The organism is Limosilactobacillus pontis (genome assembly GCF_002940945.1).
GTDB lineage: Bacteria > Bacillota > Bacilli > Lactobacillales > Lactobacillaceae > Limosilactobacillus > Limosilactobacillus pontis_A.
The window spans coordinates 1-21,508 of sequence record NZ_PNFV01000002.1 but is presented as its reverse complement, the minus strand read 5'-3'; the positions used below and the strand labels follow the sequence as shown (position 1 = coordinate 21,508).

The window sequence follows — 21,508 nt, the reverse complement described above, 5'->3', positions numbered from 1 at the left end:
GCAGGTATAACACACGTGAAAGGATGAATGATTTATGGGAAGCCTGGGTTTTGTTTTAGGGACCGCGGCGGTTGACCATCAACAGGTATTGGTCGATCAGCTAGCGGACCAGCTGCGGATGGCCCCTGCCACGGACACCTTCTTCTACATTGTGCCCAACCACATCAAGTTTGAGACGGAAATCAGCGTGCTCGCCGGCCTGCGTAAACGTTTGAATCACGGTAGCAAACAGGACCGTTTCGCTGCTAGCCGAATCCAGGTTCTCTCCTTTAGCCGGCTGGCCTGGTACTTATTGCGGGATACCCCGCTCTTCAGACGAACCCGGCTGTCTAAAGTAGGGACGGCCATGCTGACGACCAAAATCCTCCAAGAACACGCTGCGGACCTGCGTCTGTATGGCAGCGAGATCCAGCATCCTGGTTTCGTTCAGAAACTGACCGATCAGCTGGCCGAGCTCCAGGAAGCAAATATCACGGCTGACGACTTTTCCGCAATTATTCAGCAGGCTCAGGCTGACGATCGGGTTAAGGGCAACCCGGCCTGGTTGGCAAAGATGCACGACGTTGGGCTGATATATCACGCTTTTGAGGAGCAAATGCAGAAGTATTTCCTGGGGAATAACGACCTCTACCAGCAGCTGGCCCATTACCTCTATTCGCAGCCAACAAGCCAGCATATGCACTTCTTCCTCGACCGCTTCACCCAGTTCACCGCTATGGAACAACAGGTTGTTGATGCCATTATTCTCAACGCTGGTACAACCACGGTTTCCCTCACCCTCGATCGTGGCTATCCAGACCAGCGGCACCCTAATACCAGCGAGCTGCCTGCAAAGAGCAATCTCTTTTACAATTCGGCGATGCAGTATCATCGTCTCTGGAAGTTCGCCCAGGCTCATCCCCAACAGGTCCGGTTGGTGGCCAACGTTGAATACGCCCAAACCCCTCGAGTCAGTGTGGATCTAGCGGAATTTGATCATTTTTTCCAGCGCTACACGGCTGCTCCAATTGATTTGACGGCGGGGATGAGGCTGGCTGATTCACGGAGCATCCAGGTTCAAGCGGTTCCAAACCGATTGGCCGAGCTCAACCATGTGGCCACGCAGATTCGTCAATTAGTGGCGACTGGGAAGTACCGTTACCGGGACTTTTTGATCCTGACTCGGCACCTGGACGGCTATCAGACGATGATTGAACCGGTCTTTGCCAATCACCAGATTCCCATTTTTAACGATCACGAGCGGCGGATGGATAAGCATCCCCTGGTTGTCCTGCTGACTACCCTTCTGAAGATTCCACTCTATGGCTATCAGACAGCGGACATTATCCAACTCCTGAAGACGTGGCTTCTGCTACCGGCAGGGGAAGAACCGACTAAATTAGCGGAAGCGGTCTTCACGACAGAGAATTGGTGTCTCAAGCAGGCGATTGCTGGGAAGCACGCATGGACGACCCAGGATCCTCAGGAAATTGCCGACCTGTGGCAGGCGAAGGGGATTACCCCCCAGGCAGCTAACTACGCCCATTCTCGGCAGAAAAGGGTTAATGACCAGCTGGCCCTGATTCGCAACTTTGTCGGCCAGACGCTGGTTCCCTTCTTCGATGAACTTAAGGAGGTCCAAACAGGGCGGGAACTAGCCACCAAGCTCTACCACTTTCTTATTGCCAACGGGGTAACCGACCGGCTGAACAATTGGCAGAACTATCAAGCCGATCAAGGCAACCTGGATCTTGCTCGGCAACCCAAACAGGTTTGGGCTACCTTCTGTCAGATCATTGAGGAGTACGTTCTGATTCTTGGTGACCGTCAGGTAGGGGATGACAGTCGTACAACCCTGCTGACTAACTTCAGTGAGATTCTTCAAGCAGGCTTTGCGGCGGCCCAGTACTCCCAAATTCCGGCAACCTTGGATCAGGTCGTTATCTCCGAAACTGGGATCACCCAGAGTCAGGATCATCGGGTCGTCTTCATGATCGGGGCTACCGATGATGTCATGCCGGAGATTCGCGATGACGAAGATCTGCTGACCGACAGCGATAAAGACCTGTTGAGCCAGTACCTTGATCAGGATTCTCAGTACCTGCCAGCCACCGTGGTTGATCAGCTGGCCGATGAGCCCTTCCTTCACTATCAGGGCTTTATGAGTGCCCGTGATCGGCTGGTCATCTCGGCCCCCCAGTTTGGGGAGGACGATAAGGAACTTAAGCCGTCGCCCTACCTGATCGATACGGCCCGTTACTTCCAGATTGACGGAAAGGTGATCCCATTAGCCACCAGCCCTGCCGGTCAAGTTGACGCCACCCCGTTTGTCAGTGCGCCGCTGGCAACTACCAGTCAGTTAGTTCAGGTGGTTCGTCAGTTCAGTGATGACCAGGGAACCGCGGTTGGTCAACGGCCAAGGTGGACTGCCAGTTGGCAGCAGGTCGGCCAAGCCCTCAGTCGATTAGCTAAGGATGACGATCAGCTGAAGGCACGTTTGGCCATCATCCAACACGGCTTTGCTTATCAAAATCATGCAAAGAGTATTACAGCTCCAATGGCCCAGGCTCTATACCTGCATACCGCGGCGGATGAACCGGGCCGGGTCCTTTACGCGTCGATCTCACAGCTTCAGGATTTCTACATTAACCAGTACGAATACTTTCTAAAATATGGCCTACGTCTGCGAAAGCGTGATGAGTTGGCTCTTTCCAATGACCGGATCGGGACCTACTTTCACCGGGCGATGGAGGTTTTTGTCAACCTTGTCCGTGATTCGGCTTTGACCTTTGCCGACCTGGCCAAGTCGGAGAATCAGCCGACCTTGTTGGAATTCACTAGTCGGGCTCTAGATGCAGCTGACCAGCTTCAGCCTGAGCTGCTACGGCTAGTCGGTTCATCTGCCCAGGCTCGTTTCCAGTATCAGCAGCTGACGGCGATCGTCAAGACGATGCTGATGACTCTCTGTCAACAGGCGGCCAACGCCCACTTTGTTCCACGTGAAACTGAGGTCCAGTTTGGTCAGATCAATGGCCAGCGGGAGAATGCCTGGGCACCGCTTGAGTATCCGCTTGACGCTCATCGTCACATTCAGCTGCGGGGAAGGATCGACCGGGTTGATCAGATCGACGTTGGAAACCGAAAGTACCTTGCCGTGGTTGACTACAAGTCGGGTAACCGACTCTTTGACCTGACTGCGGCCTACTACGGAATCTCCCTCCAATTGCTGACTTACCTCAGCGGACTCGCGGTTAATCTTGATAAGCTCCACTTGAACTCGGCCGACCTGGCAGGGGCACTCTATCTCCACCTAAGCAACCCGACGATCCCGGCGGCTAAGTTATTGAAGGGGTCCCCGGCCCACCAGACCCAGCGCCTCGTCGACCTTCGGCTCAAAGCTCACCAATACAAGGGAATTCTTTTAAACAACAGCGACCTGTTGAACAATATTGCTAAGCAGGGGCATGCGGATTTGGTTTATCCCCTGAAGAAAAATCTCAAGCCGGGGCAGGGAGCCCTGCTGGCTGATGCCCAGCAGCTTCAGTGGTTGCGGGATAATAACCGTCGCTTGATTATCGAGGCTGGTAAGCGGATCCTTAGCGGTCAGCTCAAATTGAATCCTTACCGCCTGATTGATGGTAGTACTCGGCAGACTGGGCTTGATTACACAGACTATTTAGATATTTACCAGTTTGACAGCATGCTTGATCAGGGACTCTACCATGAGCTGGATGCCCGGATCGCCAAGGAGAAGTTTGAGGATGTACGTAAGCATGAAGAGCAGAATAAAGACGATGGGGAGGATCAATAATGGCAGAATTTAAGCCTACAAAAGCCCAGGCAGCGGCAATCGATACCCGGGGAAAGAATATCCTGGTTTCAGCCTCAGCCGGATCCGGGAAGACCGCTGTCCTAGTCAACCGGGTGATTAAGCTGATCCAGGAAGGCCAGGACATCGACCGGATGCTGCTGGTAACCTTCACCGACGCGGCCGCTAAGAATATGCGCGACAAGATTCGAGCGGCTCTTCAAAAGATCGCCCAGGATCCTAGCAAACCCAAGGCGCTGCGCGATCGGATGACCAACCAGATTAATCGTCTGGCCGCGGCCGATATCAGTACCATCCACGCCTTCTGCTTAAAGCTTATTAAACGCTATTACTATTTAATCAACCTAGATCCCCAGTTTCGGATGCTGACAGATCAAACGGAGCAGCTCTTGCTTGAGGAAGAGGTTTGGAGTGCGGTTAGTGAGCGTTACTACGCAGATGCCGACCAGAAAGATGACGGTGTGGCTTCCTTCCGCCAGTTGGTACTCAATTTCTCAAGTGACCGGGATGATCAGGGCCTTGACGACTTGATCCTGAAACTCTACGATGTGGCCAATGCCCAGGCCGATCCGGCTGCCTGGTTGCAACAGCTGCCATCCAGCTATGACCTCGCAGCGGGGGACGTGCTGACGTCAGCCTTTTATCAGCGCCGTCTTAGGCCAGTGCTGATTGAACGGCTTCACCAGCTTCAACGCGATGAGGAGGAAGCCATTCAGCGAGCCGAACAGGCGGGGCTGGACGGGGACGCCGCAACGGTACGCCAGGATCGAGCGGCCCTTCAGCAGCTAGTTGATCAGGTAAATGGTGGGGCAGATCGTGACGTGCAGGTGGCCCTTAAACAAGTCAATTTCGCTAACTTTCGGGGTAAGCCAAAGGATACCGACCTGCTAGATACCTACAATTCCCTCAGAGACGACCGCAACCAGCTCAAGAAAGATTGGGAGCAGCTGGTCTCAGACTACCTAGGAAACGAAAATGACGAGGCCCAACTGGTGACTCAGGTTCAGATGCTGCAGAAACAGTTTGCCGACTTGGCCGATCGAGCGGCAGATCTGCCGTCGGCGCAACAGGTGCTGGTCCAGGACCAGCAGCGCCTCCAAGTGGTCCTTGATGTGTTCAAACCTGTGACTTGGGACTCACTACGGGCGGCCTTTACCAACCTGGCCTTTGGCCGCATCGCCAACAAGCCCAAGGATGCAACCGCGGAGATGATCGTCGCCCACGAGACAATCAAGGCGACACGTAAGGGGATTCGGGAACAACTCGGGCGGCTCAATGATCACTTCTTTATCTATGATGAGAATCAGCTCCGGACAGTTTCGCAGCATGCTCAGGAGATCTTGCGCAAGCTGAGTTTGGTTACCCAGGACTTTCTGGACCAATACCAGCAAACCAAACTTAACCGTCATGTTCTCGAGTTCAGTGATCTAGAGCACTACGCTTACCAGATCCTCAGTCCGAAAGCAGATGATCCAGACTGGCAGGCCCTGGTCGCTAACCTGCAGGACCACTACCAGGCGATTATGATTGACGAGTACCAGGATACCAACCAGCTCCAGGAAAGTATCTTGATGCGATTAGCCAAGGATGATGCCCATAACCTCTTTATGGTGGGGGATGTTAAGCAGTCGATTTACCGTTTCCGGGAGGCCGATCCCTCGCTTTTCCTTAACAAGTATCAGCGCTACCAGCACGCAGCTGGGAGCGCAGCAATCGTCTTGGGGGAGAATTTTCGCTCAATGCGAAATGTCACTACCTTCACCAATCTTCTCTTCCGTCAGCTGATGGATCCGACCGTCGGCGAGATTGCCTATGATCAGGATGCAGATCTTAAGTATGCTGCTCATTACTACGATGATGCCGACAAGCCTAAGCCGGTTGAGATTATGCTCTACGATGCCAATGCTCATCAGCAGGAGACTTCGGCTGATCAGGGTCTTCAGCGTGAAACCGACAAGTTAGTTGGCGAGTTCCAGATGGTTGGCCGACGGATTAAGCAGCTGGTTGAGGGACACGCTCAGATCTATGATGCCGACCAGCAGAAGATGCGACCCGTCCAGTACGGTGATATCGTCATCCTTGAGCGAACTAAGGAAGTAAATAATACGCTGATGGAACAGTTTAGCCGTCTCGATATCCCTCTGACCGTGCATGATGTTGAGAGCTACTTTCAGGCCACCGAGGTCCGGGTTATGCTGTCCCTGCTTAAAGTGATTGATAACCCCCACCAGGACATTCCCCTGGTGGCAGTCCTACGCTCGCCAGTTGTTGGCCTGGATAACCAGGAACTGGCCTTCATCCGTCTGCAGAATCAAGCGGCTGACTACTACACCGCTTTGAAGACCTTTATCTTCAATTACCAGCACCATCATAAGATGCGGCCCTATAAGAACGCCAATGAGCTGCTGAACACCACCCGTCAGCGGACCCTCTACCAGAAATTAGTCACCTTGATGGACCAACTTGATCAGTTTCGGCACACCGCCCAGCAGGAGACCCTGGTTGACTTGATATGGCAGATTTACCAGCGGACCGGTTATTTGGACTACGTGGGTGCAATGCGTGGTGGTCAGCAACGTCAGGCCAATCTGCATGCGCTTTACCAACGGGCTCGTACCTATGAGGAGAGCAGCTTCAAGGGCCTCTACCAGTTTATCCGCTTCATCGAGAAAATGCAGGAACACGACAAGGATCTCGGGGTAGCGCCGGCCCAGCTGACGGCCAACACGGTCAACGTAATGACCATTCACGGGAGTAAGGGACTCCAGTTTCCAATCGTCTTCCTGGTCGATACCACCCATGGCTTCAACGATAGCGCCAAACGGACGTCTGCCGTGGTGGATGCTAAGGTTGGTGCTGGTATCCGCTGGTTGGATACTGATCGAGTGGTTTATGATACTCCTCAGCGACAGGTGATTGTCGACATGATCGGTCGTAGTGAACGGGCGGAGGACCTGCGGGTACTCTACGTAGCCTTGACCCGGGCCGAACAGCGGCTCTTTATCACTGGTTCCTTCAACGAAGAGATGAAGAAAAAGAGTCTGGTCACCGCCTGGTCGCGGTGGCAGAAGGCCTTTCAGAGTCCGGAGACGGTGCTGAGCCCCCAGCCGCGGCTTGATGCCAACTCGTTCATGGATTGGATTGGCCTGGCCCTCGCCCGCTACGCCAATGAGACTAACGGTTTTACTGCCTCGGCTCTGACGGTGGGGGACGTATCCCTGACGGCCAGTGCCCTGGCAGGCAATGATTCGCGGGCCAAAGAAACCGCTGCCCAGGATTTTGTAGTTCGGGCTTACGACGCGGCTGGTCTTGCTAAGTTGACGGTTACTGGCAATTCAGCTACTGCGGCTAGCACCACGTCACCGGCTTCAGACCAACCAGCTAAGCAATTGGACTTTGCCCAAGTCCTAGGCTACCAATACCCACACCAGGCAGCCACCAAAACGACGGCCTACCAGTCGGTCACTGACGTCAAGCGGGTCTTCGAGGATGATGATCCCCGCCTGGGTCAGTACGATTACGCTGACAATCCAGACCAGCTAGATGATCAGGTAGCTGAACGGCGGCATAGTGGGATCTATATCAATCCTGACTTTGCTGTGCCGAGTTTCATCCAGCAGGACACTAGCCGACCTCAGGCGACCCAAGTGGGGACGGCAACCCACCTCGTTTTTCAGAAGCTGCCCCTTGACTCGCCAGTCACAACGGCCGTGGTTAAGAATGAGATTGCCGGCCTGCAGCGTCAGGGCTTGGTGACTCCGGCCGTTGCTAGTCAGATCAACATCAGCGGAATTGTGAATTTCTTCAAGACCGCAGTCGGTACGCAGATCCTGGCCGCTCCGGATAATTATCATCGAGAGGAACCATTTGCGATGATCATGAATGGTCACGAACCGTTTGCTGATATTGCCCCTGACGATGATGACCAGGTCTTGATCCACGGGATTATCGATGGCTACCTGGTCACCGATGATGGGATCATCCTGGTCGATTACAAGACTGACCACCTGCCAGCCCACACACCTGCTGCCATTAAGCAGGTCGTTAAAAAGTACAGTGGTCAGTTGCGCCTGTATGCCGAGGCGTTAAACATCATGCAACCAAGACCAGTTGTTCAAATGGGCTTATACCTGTTAGAATTGAGTGAGTTTGTATCAATTCAAGGTAGAGGTGAGCAGAGTGGCAACCATTAAGGATATTGCCCAGCGCGCCGGGGTGTCGGTATCGACTGCGTCCCGGGCGCTCAATGATAACCCGCGTATCAGCCAGGCGACTCGGCTGAAGGTCAAACAGGTGGCTAGCGAGTTGAACTATCAGCCTAATTACAACGCCCAGAACCTGACACGGGGCGAATCGAACATGGTCGGCCTGGTATTTCCGGTGACCAGTGACACGGCGCCAGCTAACCCATTTCATATTGACCTGATGCGGGGGGTTAGTAGCGCTCTTAAGCCGCTGCGGTACGAGATGGTGGTGGCAATTGCCCCTAATTCTCAGGAGCTTCTGGCTAGTGTCAAGTCGATGGTGACCCAGTCCAAGGTCCACAACTTCTTGGTCTTCTATACGATGGTTAACGATCCGGTGACCGCTTACCTGCGGAAAAATCGGCTTAATTTTGTGGTAATTGGGCGACCGACTGGCCAGCACCCTGACCGTTTTGTCGACAATGACAATATCAAAGCAGGGCAAGTAGCAACGGAACAGCTGCTGACCCGTCATGGCGCCCGACAGCCAGTTTTCGTCGAGTCGGGGGCTAACTGGACCTACGAGCTGGATCGGCGTGACGGTTACCGGCAGTGCATGACTGCTCACCAGTTGCCAGCCCTCACCTGGGCAGCTAGCAGGGACGAAAGTATCGACCAGTTCCTAGATCATCATTCTGAGATTGACGGGATTGTCTGTGCTGATGATATCTTGTATGGTCGGTTGAACCGTAAACTGCAGCGGTATAACCTGCCGACAGTCTGCTTCAACAACAGCCGGTTGATGGGAATGCTGTTGCACGAGAGTGAGCGGATCGATCTCCAGCCCCGCGAACTGGGTAAAGCAGCGGTGGAATTGCTCTTCAATTCTCGCAAGGATCACCAGCAGGTGGACTTTAAAATTTATGATTAGTATAAAAGGAGTCTGACATGGACTCCTTTTTCTTGCTTAAAATAACGGATATCGCTAAACTAATTGGGTTGATAACTGAGAGATGGGGGAATCAATTCATGGAGAAAGTTTACATTGTGGCGGCTCAGCGGACGCCAATTGGCAAATTCAATGGGGCCCTGGCACCATTGACGGCTGTCCAGCTTGGTGCGACGGTAATCAAAGACACGGTGGCCAAGGCAGGCCTGAGTGCCGGCCAAGTTGACCAGGTCCTGATGGGGAACGTTATCCAGGCAGGTAGCGGCCAGAACCCGGCCCGTCAGGCTGCTATGGCTGCAGGTCTGGGCCAGGGGGTGCCTGCTATAACGATCAATGATGTCTGTGCGTCCGGCCTCTCCAGCATTAATATGGCAGCGAGTCTGATTCAGTCCGGTCAGGCCAGAGTCATTGTCGCTGGGGGGATGGAGAGCATGACCAATGCCCCTTACGTTCTTGCAAAGGCGCGGGGTGGGTACCATTTCGGTAATGGTACCCTGATTGATGCCATGCAGAAGGATGCGCTTCAGGACGTCTATGGTGACTACCCGATGGGGATTACTGCAGAGAACATCAACGATCGCTACCAGATCACCCGTGCTCAGCAAGACGAGTTCGCACTGGTCAGTCACCAGAGGGCGGTCCGTGCTCAAGCCGCCGGGGCCTTTAATGCGGAGATTACCCCGGTGACAGTCACTGACCGTCATGGCAGCCGCGTGGTCAACACGGACGAGGCGCCACGCCCAGATACCTCCTTAGCGGCCTTGGCCAAGCTGAAGCCGGCCTTCAAATCGGATGGTACCGTCACGGCCGGTAACGCTTCGGGGATCAACGATGGGGCAGCCGCCGTTGCATTGGCATCGGCCAGCGCGGTAAAAGAATTTGGCTTGACTCCGCTGGCCGAGTGGGCAGGCGCCTCCCTAGTCGGAATCGATCCGGCGGTGATGGGCCTCGGTCCCTACTACGCGATCAACCGGCTCTTTCAAACAACTGGCCTGACCCCTACTGACGTCGACTGCTATGAGATCAATGAGGCTTTTGCCAGTCAGACTCTGGTCTGTCAGAATTGGCTGAAACTCGATCCGGCGACGGTTAACCCCCGTGGTGGAGCGATTGCCCTCGGTCATCCGGTTGGCTGTTCCGGGGCCCGGATCCTGGTTACCCTAGTTCATGAGTTGGGCGACCATGATCAGCATACTGGGGTCGCCTCCCTCTGTGTTGGTGGGGGAATGGGAATCGCGGCCTTGGTCCGTCGCTAATAAGTTAAAAATTTAGTTAAAATTTTTGGCCGTGAAATCCCGTGATCACGGCCTTTTTCATTATTTTCACTGCAACCGTTTGCATAAATTTTGCGCAAACGGTTGCACAATTAGAATAATTTTGGTATATTATTACCGTAAAGTCTATGAAGCGCTTACAAGAAACTTCATAGGAGAGCAATTATTGTTGTATGAATTAAGGAGTTGTTTGTAATGAGTCAAGAAAAGTCCGCCGGTGCCGGATTACCAGCGCTCTCGAAGTCAACCATCTGGATGATTAACTTCGGGTTCCTTGGTGTCCAAACCGCCTTTACCTTGCAAAGTTCACAAATGAGCCGGATCTTCCAAACGATTGGTGCCGACCCTAACAACCTGGGATGGTTCTTCATCCTGCCACCACTGGCTGGTTTAATTGTTCAACCGATTATCGGTTATTACTCAGACCGTACCTGGGCACCAAAGCTCGGTGGTCGCCGTCTTCCATACCTGTTGCTAGGGATGATCGTGGCGGTTATTGTTATGCTGCTGTTGCCGAACTCTGGTAGCTTTGGCTTTGGTTATGGTTCACTGGCCGCTCTGTGGTTCGGAGCCATCACTGTTGCCCTCCTGGACCTGTCATCCAACGTGGCTATGCAACCATTCAAGATGATGGTCGGGGACATGGTCAACGACGACCAAAAGAGTTATGCATACGGGATTCAGAGTTTCTTATCAAACACTGGTGCTGTTCTGGCCGCCATCTTCCCGTTCCTGCTGACCTGGTTCGGGGTTGCCAACACCGCTAAGAAGGGTGTCGTTCCTGATTCAGTTATCATTTCCTTCTATGTTGGTGCCGCTCTCTTGGTTATCACCAGCCTGTTCACGGTTTTCCGTGTTCACGAATATGACCCAGCAACCTACGCAATGTATCACGGGATCTCCGAAGAAGATAACAGTAAGGGTGGTAACTGGTTCGAGCTGTTGAAGCACGCACCAAAGGCCTTCTGGACCGTTACCCTGGTTCAGTTCTTCTGCTGGTTCGCATTCCAATACCTGTGGACTTACTCCGCCGGTGCGATTGCCAAGAATGTTTGGAACACGACTAACGCTACTTCCGCTGGCTACCAAGCCGCTGGTAACTGGTACGGTGTCTTAGCCGCCGTTCAATCAATCGCCGCCGTTGTATGGTCATACGTACTGGCCAAGGTTCCTAACAAGTATCACAAGGCTGGTTATGCCGGCAGTCTGCTGCTTGGTGCCCTTGGCTTCCTGTCAGTGTTCTTCATTCACTCACAAGGTGCTCTGATCGTTTCTTACATCCTGGTCGGAATTGCCTGGGCTGGTATGAACACTTACCCACTGACCATTGTTACGAACGCCCTCTCTGGTAAGCACATGGGTACTTACCTGGGTCTGTTCAACGGTTCTATCTGTCTTCCACAAATTGTTGCCTCCCTGCTCAGTTTCGCACTGTTCCCGCTGCTTGGTGGTTCCCAAGTCAACATGTTCTTAGTTGGTGGGATCGTCCTTGCCTGTGGTGCTTTGGCGGTTGGCTCAATCAAGGAAACCTACGCTGAATAATTAAAATAGTTGATAAATGGATTTACAATAAGGGCGTAGCTAATACACCCTTATTTCTATGAAAGGATTGAGAAAGCAATGAAACGGACATTCGATATCGCCCCATGGCATGTTGCTACCAAGACCTGGGATCCTGAAGACAAGCGTCTCCAAGAATCTATGACAAGTTTGGCAAACGAAAACCTCGGGATGCGGGGCTTCTTTGAAGAAGGTTATTCCGGCGACCATATGCAGGGCCTCTACCTCGGTGGGGTATGGTTCCCTGACAAGACCCGTGTTGGTTGGTGGAAGAACGGTTATCCGAAGTACTTTGGTAAGATGATTAATGCTGTCAACTTCATGAAGCTGGTCATCAAGGTTAATGGCGAACAGCTGGACCTGGCTAAGCAGACGCCAAAGGACTTCAAGCTGGACCTCGATATGAAGCGGGGCGTGTTGGAACGTGAATTCACCGTTGAAATCGGTGGTACGACCATGTACTTCAACTTTGAACGGTTTGTCAGCGCTACCCAGAAAGAACTGGTTGGTCAACGTCTGCACATCAAGAACCGCGGTGCTGATGACGCTAAGGTTGAAATCACCAGCATGATCGATGCTGATGTCTACAACGAGGATTCCAACTACGATGAACAGTTCTGGAATGTCCTCAACAAGAGTGCTGCGGGTGAACACGCCGAACTGACCTCCATGACTAAGAAGAACGACTTCGGCACACCACAATTCATTGTTGGCATGAAGACGACGACCAAGACTAACTTGGACCACGCCGGTGATGGTACTAGTGACAAGACCGCCTACAACACATTTGCAGGCACGGTCGCTGCTGGTAAGGAAGTCAACCTCGAAAAACGGAGTCTGACGGTAACCTCTCGTGACTTTGACACCGAAGAAGCCATTGAAAAGCACCTCGATGAACTGAGCGACCAAATTGACACCCAGAGCTTCGACGCCCTGCTCGACGACCATGTTGCCGAATGGGCTGAACGGTGGACTAAGTCTGATGTTGAAATTGAAGGTGACGAGGGCGCCCAACAGGGGATTCGTTTCAACCTCTTCCAGCTTTTCTCAACCTACTACGGTAACGACTACCGGTTGAACATTTCACCAAAGGGCTTCACCGGTGAGAAGTACGGTGGTGCAACCTACTGGGACACTGAAGCCTACTGTATTCCGGTTTACCTAGGGGTTGCCAACCCCGAGATTGCTCGTAACCTGCTGATGTATCGTTACAAGCAACTCGATGGTGCCTTCATCAACGCCCAGGAACAAGGCCTCAAGGGTGCATTATTCCCGATGGTTACCTTCAACGGAATCGAATGCCATAATGAATGGGAAATCACCTTTGAAGAGATTCACCGTAATGGGGACATTGCCTACGCTATTTACCTCTACACGAAGTACACCGGCGACAAGTCCTACGTTTTGAATGAGGGTGCAGAAGTTCTGACCGAAATCTCACGGTTCTGGGCTGACCGGGTTCACTACTCACAACAGAAGAACAAGTACATGCTCCATGGTGTAACCGGTCCTGACGAATACGACAACAACGTCAACAATGACTGGTACACTAACCTGCTCTGCCGTTGGACACTGAAGTACACCCTGGAAATCCTTAAGGAAGTCGATGACAAGGTTGCTAAGAAGCTGAATGTCTCTGCAGACGAAAAACGGCAATGGCAAGCAATCGTGGACAACATGTACCTTCCATACGACAAGGAACGCGACATCTTCCCAGAAAACGATGGCTTTATGGATAAGGACCTCAAGCCAGTCGCCGACATCCCAAGCGACCAACTGCCAATCAACCAGCACTGGTCATGGGACAAGATTCTGCGCTCACCATATATCAAGCAGGGTGACGTTATCCAGGGTCTTTGGGACTTCATTGACGACTTCACCAAGGAACAGAAGAAGCACAACTTCGACTTCTATGAACAATACACGGTTCATGAATCAAGCTTGTCCGCTTCCGTCTACTCCATCATTGCTGCCGACCTTGGTTATGAAGACAAGGCCGTTGAGATGTATGAACGGTCCGCTCGTCTTGACCTGGACAACTACAATAACGATACCGTCGATGGCCTGCACATCACTTCCATGACTGGTTCATGGCTCGATATTGTACAAGGGTTTGCCGGCATGCGGGTTCGTGATGGTCAACTCCACTATGCACCATTCCTGCCAAAGAAATGGGACTCCTACCAATTCCGGCAGATGTTCCGTGGTCGGATCTTGAAGGTCAAGGTTGATAAGCATGGTACTAAGATCGACCTGGTATCCGGGGACCCAATCACCATCGACCTTGCTGGCAAGAAGCTCGAATTAAAGTAATTACGGGGGCAGACAGAGAATGAAGTTTGAAGATCTTAAAGGTTTTGCTTTTGACCTTGATGGTGTGATTGCCGACACGGCTCGTTTTCACGGCCAGGCATGGCACCAGCTTGCCGATAAGGTAGGCACTGAATGGACACCCGAACTCGCGGACAGTTTGAAGGGAGTCAGCCGGATGGACTCTTTGGAGCTAATCCTTAAGGCTGGTGGCCACGAAAACGACTATAGCCAGGATGAGAAGGTTGCTCTGGCAACGGAAAAGAACGACAACTACATTAAACTGGTTGAGACCCTGACGCCGGCCGACATCCTGCCTGGGATGAAGGACCTGTTAGATGAATTGAAGGCTCATAATTATCATATTGTACTGGCTTCAGCTTCCAAGAACGCGCCAAAGGTTCTCAAGTACCTGCAAATTACCGACTACTTTGAAGGGATTGTTGACCCGGCTAAGCTGACACACGGTAAGCCGGATCCGGAAATCTACAGCGAAGCAGCCAAACTGATGAACCTGCCTGCTAATCAGGTTGCTGGTTTAGAAGATGCTCAAGCCGGGATCGAATCGATTAACCGGGCTGGCGAAACGTCAATCGGCTTCGGTTCATCACTACAGGATGCCGATGTAAAGTTCGCTCACACTAGTGATGTTTCATTGGCAGCCATTAAGGAACAAATGGACAAGTAATAAATAACAAATGACTCTCATACTACAACCGATCAATCATTGGTCATTTGTTTCTTAAGTAAAATACGCTCGCGACGATATATCGCGGGCGTATTTTATTATTTTCTAAACTTGCTGATCGTTTGACAATAAGTTATATTATTAAAAAATTATTTAATTATTAGAAAAATCTTATTTAAGGGGGAAGGGTTATGTTTAGCAGGATCGGTCAACTAATCTTTGATAACGAGGCGATTGCCAAGACCTCGAACTTTACGATGGGTCTGGAGATTGAGATGCAACGGGTTGACGAAATGGGCCAGATTAGTCAAGAGCCGTATCCTGCTGGTATTGGCGACGAGAAAACCAATCCTTGGCTGACCAACGACTACCTGGAGACAATGTCTGAGATGGTTACACCGTCGGCTAAACATGCTCTTGACGCCATGCATTACCTCTATGTCATCAATAATACTCTACGGTCTGCATTGGCACCAGGTGAGCTCCTCTGGCCGCTATCGATGCCACCTAAACTCCCTAAGGATAAAACCCAGCTCCAAATAGCTAAGCGGGGGTCAAAGATGGAGGCTTACCTGAAGGAGTGGACCAAGCGTCATGGCTACTCTGAAGGAACTCCCTGTGGCGCCCACATCAATCTAAGCATTGATAAGCAGGTCATTCAGCTGGTCCTAGACAAGTGTGGCGATCAATTTGCAAATGAGGTGGCGGTACGTAACTACCTCTACGCCGTTCTCGCCCAAGGGTTTGTCCGCTACCGCTGGTTTATTACCTACCTGTTTGGGGCCAGTCCGATTGCCGAGGAAAACTATTTTGCGCCTGGTCATGAAATGCCTCACCCTGTCCGTAGTATCCGACAAAGCAGCCGTGGCTTTGGGACCAAGTTCACGGGGGACTACACGAACGTCCAGCGTTACGTCGACCGGATTGAGGAGGGGGTTAAACAAGGGATCCTGACCTCAGATTATGAGTTTCACGATTCGGTGCGATTTAAGGGGAACAAAAACCTTAAACAGCTACCAAAAACTGGGGTTGAGTACCTTGAACTGCGGATGCTAGATTTAGATCCAAGTAGTTCAGTGGGTGTACGGACGGGGACCCTGCGCTTCATCCGCCTGCTGGCTTCCTACTTCATTACACATCCAGCGCTAAAGGACGACGAGGTCAATCCGGTGCTCACCTTGGCCAACCAAATGAATGAGGTGGTTGCCGAGGAGCTACCGACAGATCCATGCCATTATCAGGCCAAAGCTCTTGCCGTTATTAAGCACTTGGAGCGTTACGCCAACCAGATCCAGCTGGGGCCGGAGTATTCCGAAATCCTTGAAGACCTAGAGGATCGAATTATCAACCCGGTGACGACACCGAGTGCCAAGCTCCTCAAATATGTCCAAGATAATTCCCTGACTGCCTATGCCCTGCGCCGGGCCAAACGCTACCAAGAGGCGGCCTTGGAGACTATCCATCCTTTCAAGGGGTTTGAGGATGGTAAGACCTATACCGCCGATGAACTGCGCGCAGCATTGGCGAGATAATAAAAACTGGAGGACAGTTTCCTCCAGTTTTTATTATTCTGCCGCCCGTTTAATCAGATCCCTAAAGAGACTTTGAGAATACTCATAGTGCTTGAACATATTCTCAGGATGCCACTGAACGGCGAGAATTCGGTCATTATTGATGGATTCGACAGCTTCAGGAACCTGGTCATCTGCTGTTGCTGTAACCCGGAGTACGGGGGCAATTTTATGAAGGGCTTGGTGATGACGGGAGTTAACGTAGGGACGCTTGCCGACTAATTGGAAGATCCGGCTGTCTTTTTTAACGTTAATGTGGTGGGAAGGTAGGTTGCCTGGAGCTTCTTGATCGTGTTTGAGGGTCTTGAGCGGGTCTTCCGACAGGTCCTGGTAGACTGAGCCGCCGAGAGCAATGTTAATTAGCTGCATCCCCCGGCAAATCCCCATGATGGCTTTGTTGGCATGGACTGCCTCCTTGACCAGAGCAATCTCAAAGAGGTCCCGTTTGCGATAGGTTAAACCAAGTGCCTCATGGGGCTCCTCGTTGAAGAAAGCCGGATCAACGTCTGCTCCGCCTGCGAAGATTACGCCGTCAAACAGGTCACGGTATTCGACGGCCAAGGCTGGATCAACGCTGGGGAGGATCACCGGAAGGCCACCCGACTTGACGATTGCTTCGATCATAGGCCGCGGGGCGAAGGCGGCGTTTCGCTCGTTAATGATGTTAGTGGCCTCATTCAGGGTGTCAGCAGGGATGGCAATTCGTGGTCGCATAAGATGATCTCCTTGTTTTTTCTAATTATATTTTAATAATTTACCATATATTACCGTAGAAGTCATGATCTGTGCAATTATTACAGATTGATTATACAATTGAGGTAACATTAAAAGGAGTGAGAAATATGGCAGAATTAAAGAATATCAACTCGCCACTGCGACTGAACAATGGGGTCACGATCCCATGTGTCGGTTACGGGACCTTCCGTACCCCGGCCGATGTCGCTGAACAGGCTGTCGCCGATGCGATCGAGGTCGGCTATCGTCATATCGACACGGCCGCTGTTTACGGTAATGAGGAAGCTGTTGGCAAGGGAATCAAGGATTCCGGGATTGACCGGCACCGTCTCTTTGTCACCAGCAAGCTTTGGAATACGGAACGGGGCTATGAATCAACTAAGAAGGCCCTGGACGAAAGCCTAGAGAAACTGGGAATGGACTATTTAGACCTCTACCTGATCCACTGGCCAGCTAATCAGAAGCAATTCGGTGATCAGGCCGCTGAAATTAATGCTGAAACCTGGCGAGCAATGGAAGATGCCTATCATGAGGGCAAGATTCGGGCGCTGGGACTCAGCAACTTCATGCCGCACCATGTTATTGACCTAATGAAGACGGCTAAGGTAGCGCCAGCGGTTGATCAAATTGAGGTCCACCCTGGTTGGCCACACACCCAGGAGATTAAGTATCTCCAGGCCCACAACATTCTGGTCGAAGGTTGGGGGCCGTTAGGTGGTCAGGGTGCCAAGGTCTTGACCAATCCGACGATGGAGAAGCTGGCTGCAAAGTACGGCAAGACGACTGCTCAAATTAGCCTGCGCTGGATTCTCCAGCAGGGCGTCTTGCCGTTACCGAAGTCGGTCCACCCTGATCGGATGGTTCAGAACACACAGATCTTTGACTTCGAACTGAGCGATTCGGACATGAAGACGATCAGCGAGCTGCCAAACCTCGGTGGCCAGTGTAAGGACCCCGATGAGGTTGATTTCTAGGATAAATGGTTTTGAGTTATGACACCAGATAAATCCGCGGATTTATCTGGTGTCATTTGCGTTTCTGTCATTCTTTACCATAGGAAACACGTATAATATTCAATAAAGACTATTTGAAAGAAGCAGCAACATGAAAAATACCTTATCGGAAATCAAGCGGGGTACTCAGCGATTCCGTCAACACTGGTGGGTCTACCTGACTCTCTTCGTCAGTGTTGATCTGGTGATCCAATTGGTAGCCATCCCGGTCTTTCGTCTGATGACCACCTATGTTCTCCAGGCGGGGGCGATCCCGTTTGTTTCCTACCAAAATATTATGACGCTTGTCAGTCAGCATCCTCTGGTCGTAGTAGCGCTCCTGCTTGAGTTGGTAGCCCTTCTTCTTGTTATCTACTGGCAGTTTGCGATCGTCCTTCTTGGTGTTCGCGATATTCAGAATGGGACGATTAGCGTTCGACACCTGCTTAAGGAGAGCGGGCAGGCCCTTCGTCAGCTGCGTTTTTCCTCGCTTCTGGTCCTGCTGGGCTACTTTGTCTTAGTGATTCCCTTTGCCGACCTTGTCTTTCGAACCCCATTGCTATCAAAGGTGCAGATTCCGGCTTTTATTCTCGACTTCATGACCCGCAATACCTTCCTGCTGACGGTACTAATCCTGTTCTACACGGTGATGGTTGTGTTAGGTGTTCGCTACCTGCTGGCCCTGCCACTGATGGTCTATAAGAAGCAACGGCCGCGGGTGGCTTTGGCTAATAGCTGGCGCCTAACCAATCATGGGCGGTGGTGGCCGCTGGTTGCCAGAATCTTGTTGATCGGTCTGGTCGCCAGCGTTGTCATGGTTGTCTTCTATGGCATGTTGGTGGGAATTCAATGCCTATTAGATTTATTACCCGGGAAATTATCCTTGGTGACTGCCATCATCAACTTAACCCTGGTCCAGCTGGGCAGTGAGTGCCTGGCCATCTGGATTGGCGTGGTAACGATTCAGGCATTGACTACGCCACTGGGGAACGCCCTGCCTGATCACCCGATTGCCTTCACTGCTAGTTGCGGGGTCAAACGGGTGCTGGCTGTGGCTGGCAGCCTGATCGTCTTTGTTACCCTGGTCAGCGCTAGCTTTTACTTAGTCGGGACGAACCGCCGGCCGCTGACAATCTCTCACCGTGGAGTTGCTGAGAAGAACGGGGTGCAGAACACGATTCCGGCGATGGAGAAGACCCACCATCTCCATCCTGATTACATCGAGATGGATATTCATGAGACCAAGGATCACCAGTTCGTTGTCATGCACGACGAGAACCTCAAGGAACTGGCTGGCGTGAATAAGGCGCCTTACCAACTGACTCTTCGCCAGCTGACCAGCCTAAAGGTCCATGAGAACGGCCACAAAGCTAAGATTGCCAGTTTCGACGACTACCTTAAAGCGGCCGATCGTTTGCATCAGAAACTCCTGGTCGAAGTTAAAACAACCCCGCACGACTCTAAAGATATGCTGACACGATTCAGCCACCGTTACGCCGATACGCTGCTGCGTCACCACGACCAGGTGCAATCTTTGGACTACCGGGTGGTCACGGGAATGCGTAAGTATGCACCTCAGATTCCGGTTATCTATATCCAGCCCTACAATTTCACCTACCCGAATACAGCAGCAAATGGTTACTCAATGGAGTATTCGACCTTAACGGACGACTTCATTAGCCTGGCTCATCTTCAGGGTAAGGTTGTCTACGCCTGGACAGTTGATGAACGGCCAGTAATGATGCAGGAAATGTATAACAATGTCGATGGACTTATTACCAACAACCTGGCTGAACTTAATTCCGCCATTCAATCTTATGAAAACAAGCAATCCTATGCCCAGCGGATTCTTAACTACATCATGGTGATCCCGGGCAGTCAGGAATTTGAGCCATAGTACAAAGTAAGAAAGAAAGTAAACAACAAAAACGCCAGGTATTCAGAATCGGCACTAGCGCCTGTCAAGTATACAGTTCAAATAGAAAAATAGTTTATGCGGCTTGAGCGCGGAATTTTTCCGCGGTCAAGCCGTTTTTGGATGTATAAGCTCGTTGAGTGTTGAAATATTTAATAGCTTCCTTTACTGATTGTTCTAATTCCGTCAATGTTTTAGGCCGCGAGCGTTTGGCTAACCAAATGAGCTTAAAATCATTCCACCAGCGTTCCATCGGCGAGTTCTCCCAAGGATGGCCTGGGTGTGACATGCTGTGAATACAGTTTTGGTCGGCTAAATAGTTATTGAAAGCCATTGAACAATATGCTGATCCGCGATCCGTATGGATCAGTGGATGGGCATCTGGTTCCACTTTGAAGGCACGCTCAAATACTTCAATTGCTGACACTGCGGTTTCTGTAGATGAGATATTGTAGCTTAAAGCGTAACGTCCATATAGATCCAAAACGACATGTACGCGAACCTTCCTTACCTGGTCTATCCCATATAAGACCTCTGTAGTATCGGTTACCCAAACTTCGTTTTTACTCTGCCGATCAAATTGTTCATTGAGTAAATTGTCATTGATATATTCTTCGTGGCGCTTAACGCGATTATGTTTCCTCTTCCGGATATTAGCTCTGATTCCATGGTTTCTCATACAATTAGTTACCCGCTTTAGTCCCGCCTTGAAACTTAGCTTATTTTCGAAAGCTAACTGTGTTGTCATTGCTAGGTAGCCCAGTGTCCATTTGTGTTCTTCTTCTAGTTCTAAAATGGCTTTAAGTAGCTCTGACTGCTCAGCTTGATAATTACTTGACTTTCTATAAAGCCACTTGTAATAGGCATCTCTAGTTATACCAGCGATCTGACACAAGGTACTAATTGGCCAGTCATGTTCTTGATTTAGTTCTTTGATGGCTTGTTGTTTGAGGAACCGTTCACCTCCCGATTGCGTATTTCCATTACTTTTTTTGAATAGGCATCTTCCATTTCTTTACGAAGAAGTTGGGCCTTTAATAATCGATTTTCGGCTTTTAGCTGATCAAGTTCTGTCCATACTTCCTTCGGCTTGGCTTTACCCCGCCGATCACGAAGTGATTGCGGGTCATTGCCACTTTTACGGTATTTTTGATACCAACCATAGACTTGTTGGTAACTAACGTGGTATTTATCTACTGCCCAATTGTAGTTGATGTCATGTTTAATCAGTTCCTCAATTATCGATAATCGTTCTTCAAAAGTAGTTTTACGTCCTGGCATAATTGAATCTCGCTTTCTTGGCGTACAAGCCGTTAGTTTTGATTCATTATACTGGATAATCCAATTTGATAATTGTCTTTTTGATTTTAGTCCATGTTTGATTGCGAATACTTCAAGGGAGTCTGTTGATTCCTGATATTGTTGAACCAAAGCCAGCTTAAATTCCTTTGAATAGCTACGATTGTGGTGAGTAGATCGCAATCCATCAATCCCTTGGTATTTATAAAGTAATTGCCAATGT

At 51.0% G+C, this 21,508-nt stretch carries 13 protein-coding genes; 10 read left to right on the top strand and 3 right to left on the bottom strand.

Features of this window, described 5'->3' with window-relative positions; translation table 11 throughout:
* Positions 1 to 34: 34 nt before the first annotated feature.
* The 8 genes from CK797_RS01825 (at position 35) to CK797_RS01790 (ending at position 16,305) form a co-directional block, all read left to right on the top strand.
* Complete coding sequence (locus CK797_RS01825; protein ID WP_104688111.1) at positions 35 to 3,790, top strand: PD-(D/E)XK nuclease family protein; 3,756 nt, start codon at positions 35 to 37, stop codon at positions 3,788 to 3,790.
* A complete protein-coding gene (gene addA / locus CK797_RS01820; RefSeq protein WP_104688110.1) occupies positions 3,790 to 8,001 on the top strand; it encodes a helicase-exonuclease AddAB subunit AddA in 4,212 nt (1,403 codons plus the stop codon). Before CK797_RS01825 ends, addA begins: the two co-directional genes overlap by 1 nt.
* The gene (locus CK797_RS01815) at positions 7,988 to 8,923 is read left to right on the top strand and encodes a LacI family DNA-binding transcriptional regulator (protein WP_104688109.1); all 936 of its coding nucleotides are present in this window, start codon (positions 7,988 to 7,990) and stop codon (positions 8,921 to 8,923) included. Before addA ends, CK797_RS01815 begins: the two co-directional genes overlap by 14 nt.
* Positions 8,924 to 9,021: 98 nt before the next feature.
* The gene (locus CK797_RS01810; protein ID WP_104688108.1) at positions 9,022 to 10,197 is read left to right on the top strand and encodes an acetyl-CoA C-acetyltransferase; all 1,176 of its coding nucleotides are present in this window, start codon (positions 9,022 to 9,024) and stop codon (positions 10,195 to 10,197) included.
* A 213-nt stretch (positions 10,198 to 10,410) separates the two neighbouring features.
* A complete protein-coding gene (locus tag CK797_RS01805) occupies positions 10,411 to 11,757 on the top strand; it encodes an SLC45 family MFS transporter (protein ID WP_104688107.1) in 1,347 nt (448 codons plus the stop codon).
* Between the two features lie 78 nt (positions 11,758 to 11,835).
* Positions 11,836 to 14,088, top strand: a complete 2,253-nt coding sequence (locus CK797_RS01800) for a glycoside hydrolase family 65 protein (RefSeq protein ID WP_104688106.1) — start codon at positions 11,836 to 11,838, stop codon at positions 14,086 to 14,088.
* A 19-nt stretch (positions 14,089 to 14,107) separates the two neighbouring features.
* Entirely contained in the window at positions 14,108 to 14,773 is a 666-nt protein-coding gene (gene pgmB, locus CK797_RS01795) for a beta-phosphoglucomutase (protein ID WP_104688105.1), read from the top strand.
* Positions 14,774 to 14,964: 191 nt separating this feature from the next.
* Positions 14,965 to 16,305, top strand: coding sequence for a glutamate--cysteine ligase (locus tag CK797_RS01790; RefSeq protein ID WP_104688104.1), 1,341 nt, complete (start codon positions 14,965 to 14,967; stop codon positions 16,303 to 16,305).
* Between the two features lie 33 nt (positions 16,306 to 16,338).
* Here CK797_RS01790 and CK797_RS01785 read toward each other — a convergent pair whose 3' ends face one another.
* On the bottom strand, positions 16,339 to 17,058 hold the full coding sequence (locus CK797_RS01785) for a gamma-glutamyl-gamma-aminobutyrate hydrolase family protein (protein ID WP_104688103.1): 720 nt from the start codon (positions 17,056 to 17,058) through the stop codon (positions 16,339 to 16,341).
* 128 nt (positions 17,059 to 17,186) lie between these two features.
* On the opposite strand from CK797_RS01785, the gene CK797_RS01780 reads away from it, so the two are divergent.
* Positions 17,187 to 18,053, top strand: a complete 867-nt coding sequence (locus CK797_RS01780; RefSeq protein WP_104688102.1) for an aldo/keto reductase — start codon at positions 17,187 to 17,189, stop codon at positions 18,051 to 18,053.
* A gap of 130 nt (positions 18,054 to 18,183) precedes the next feature.
* Positions 18,184 to 19,968 carry a glycerophosphoryl diester phosphodiesterase membrane domain-containing protein gene (locus CK797_RS01775; protein ID WP_104688101.1) on the top strand — a complete coding sequence of 595 codons (1,785 nt, stop codon included), beginning with the start codon at positions 18,184 to 18,186 and terminating at the stop codon, positions 19,966 to 19,968.
* 94 nt (positions 19,969 to 20,062) lie between these two features.
* On the opposite strand, the gene CK797_RS01770 is transcribed toward CK797_RS01775, so the two are convergent.
* Together CK797_RS01770 and CK797_RS01765 are read right to left on the bottom strand one after the other, a co-directional pair.
* Positions 20,063 to 20,881, bottom strand: coding sequence for an IS3 family transposase (locus CK797_RS01770; RefSeq protein WP_263851295.1), 819 nt, complete (start codon positions 20,879 to 20,881; stop codon positions 20,063 to 20,065).
* Positions 20,882 to 20,910: 29 nt separating this feature from the next.
* A partial coding sequence (locus CK797_RS01765) for a helix-turn-helix domain-containing protein (RefSeq protein ID WP_104688099.1) occupies positions 20,911 to 21,508 on the bottom strand: 598 nt, incomplete at its 5' end.